A 2,933-nucleotide genomic window follows, 5' to 3' on the forward strand; every position below is an offset into this window, starting at 1 on the left:
GCGTTCTTCAAGGACATCGGCAATTACATCGCGCAGGAAACCTACACGGAGACCTACAACAACCAGCAATGGTCGGTGACGCGCCCGTACAACATCGGCACCGGCATGGTGCGCGGCGCCGAGGTGGGCTACAACCAGTTCTTCGATTTCCTGCCGGGTGCACTGAAAGGCCTCGGCATGCAGGCCAACTACACCTACGTGCACAGCGAGGGCGGCGTCAACACGGCCACCAACCCCTACAGCGGCGCCGTGGTCACCGGCTTCCCGCTGCCATTGGTCGGCCTGTCCAAGAACAGCTTCAACCTGACCGGCATGTACCAGCTCGGCAACTGGCAGGCGCGCATGGCCTATAGCTGGCGCTCGCGCTACCTGCTCAGCACCAGCGACGCCAACACGCACTTGCCGATGTGGTCGGACAGCTACGGCCAGCTCGACGCCTCGGTGTTCTACACGATCAACAAGAACGTGCAGGTTGGCCTGACCATGAACAACCTCACCAACGCGACGGTGAAGACGATCATGGGTCCGACCAGCTACGGCAATGGCGTCGTGGACTACAACCTGTACCCACGCGGCTGGTTCGTTACCGACCGGCGTTATGAGCTGGTGATGCGGGCGACGTTCTGATGCAACGGCGTGTCACTCCCGCTCCCCCATGCTTGATCAAAGAGGGGGGAGCGGGTTGCGGTGAGGGGCGAATTTCGCGGCAAACCCTCACCGCATCGTTCCGGCGAAGCCGCGTAGGCTGGGATGACATCCCAGCATCAAATGCCACCACCAGCAAGCTGGGAAGCCATCCCAGCCTACGGCCGCCTTCTTCGCATCGGAATGACGGCGAAGCGAGAAGGGGCTTTTTAGATATGCTCAGAAACATCGGCATGATTGCCTGCTCACTGTTCTTCACGTTGAGCGTGCAGGCCAGCCAACCCACCGCTACGCCCTACCACTTCACCAGTGTCCGCATCGGCGGCGGCGGTTTCGTCAGCGGCCTGGTTTACCAGCCCGCCGCACAGGGTTTGCTTTACGCCCGCACCGACGTCGGCGGCGCGTATCGCTGGGATCAATCGGCCATGCGCTGGACGGCGCTTACCGATTGGCTCGGCGCGGCGGACAACAACCTGCTGGGCATCGACAGCCTTGCCGTCGATCCGCACGACGCCGATCGCGTCTATCTGCTATCGGGCACCTACAACGATCCGCACGTCGGCAATGCGGCCGTACTGCGCTCGACCGATCGCGGCGCGCATTTCCAGCGCACCAACCTGCCGTTCAAGATGGGCGGCAACGAATTGGGGCGCGGCGATGGCGAGCGCCTGGCGGTGGATCCCAACGATGGCCGCATCCTGTTCCTCGGCTCGCGTGATGCGGGCTTGTGGCGCAGCGATGACTACGGCGCGCACTGGAACAAGGTCGACAGTTTTCCGGCGGTCGCCACGTCGCTGTCGGCGAGCGCGAAAAACAACTGGCGGCGGCAGGCCATCGGCATCGTGTTCGTGGTGTTCGATCCCAGCAGCGGCACGCCGGGCCAACCAACCGGCACGCTCTACGCCGGCGTTTCCACCCGGCAAACCAGTCTTTTCCGATCCATCGATGGCGGACGGACCTGGAATCCCGTCTCCGGCCAACCGATCGGCTTGCGTCCCAATCACATGGTCCGTGCCGGCGATGGTGCGTATTACCTGAGCTACGGCGACGAACCCGGCCCGGACACCATGCACGACGGTGCGGTGTGGAAATACGTAGCGGCGACCCAAAGCTGGACGGACATCACGCCGCTGCCGCATGTGATCGGCACGCCGAGCGGCTATGGCTGGGGTTCGGTCGCCGTCGATCCCAGCCATCCGAACGTGGTGATGACGGCGACCTTCGCCCATTACACGCCCAAGGACGAGCTGTTCCGCAGCACCGACGGTGGCCGTCACTGGCAGGAAATTTTCGCGCGCTCGCAGTTCGACGACAGCGACCCGGTATGGGTGCGCGAACACACGCCGCACTGGCTCGCTTCCATCGCCATCGATCCGCACGATTCGGATCGCGTGTGGTTCGTCACCGGCTACGGCGTGTGGATGTCCACCGATATGCGCCGGGCCGATCATGGCGGCGACGTGCACTGGCAGTTCCAGGATCGCGGCCTGGAAGAAACCGTGGCGCTGGACTTGATCAGCCCGCCGCAAGGTGCGCATCTGCTGAGCGCGATCGGCGACCTGGATGGCTACAAGCATGATGATCTTGATGTGGCGCAGCTGCAATTCACTGCGCCGCCGCGCTATGCCAATAGCGAGAGCATCGATTTCGCGCAAAACAAGCCGGCGTGGATGGTGCGCAGCGGCTATCTGCGCAAGCCGTTCGATCCGGCGATCCGCGCCGCTTACTCCGAGGACGGCGGCGCGCATTGGCATGCGTTCGCCAGCGAGCCGGAGCCGTCCGGTGAGGGCGCCGGCACCATTGCCATCGCCGCGGATGGTTCGGCGGTACTGTGGCTGCCGCGTGGCGCCGCGCATGCCTACCTCACGCATGATTTCGGCAAGCATTGGCAGGCGGTCGACGGCTTGCCACAGCATGCACGCGTGCTCAGCGATCGGGTCGATCCCAAGCGTTTCTATGCTTATGAAGGGCGTTTCTTCGGTCATCAAGGCCATGCCACGCAGGTGCTGGTGAGCCGCGATGGCGGTGCGCATTTCCAGGTGATTGGCGGTGCCCTGGGCGAGCGCTTGAATCACGGTTCTATCGCGTGGATACGCGCAGCGCCCGATGCCGCCGGTGTGGTGTACGTCGGCGGCGAAGGTCTTGGCCTGCTGCGCGCACATGACGATGGCAGTGCGCTGACGAAGCTCGGCGAGCTGGCCGATGTGCGTGACTTCGGCTTCGGCAAATCGGCGCCGGGCAGTGCAGCACCGACGATCTTCGCGGTGGGCCAGCTCGGCAGCGTGGAC

2 protein-coding genes are annotated in these 2,933 nt (G+C 64.0%); both read left to right on the forward strand.

The window, feature by feature from the left end; translation table 11 throughout:
- Positions 1-627: TonB-dependent receptor domain-containing protein (locus tag VMA74_RS17955; RefSeq protein ID WP_325369456.1), on the forward strand; the 627-nt coding region annotated here is incomplete at its 5' end.
- A gap of 233 nt (positions 628-860) precedes the next feature.
- Positions 861-2,933, forward strand: a 2,073-nt coding sequence (locus VMA74_RS17960; RefSeq protein WP_325369457.1) for a cellulase, incomplete at its 3' end; no start/stop codon positions are given.

This window comes from Dyella sp. (genome assembly GCF_035508675.1).
Lineage (GTDB): Bacteria > Pseudomonadota > Gammaproteobacteria > Xanthomonadales > Rhodanobacteraceae > Dyella_B.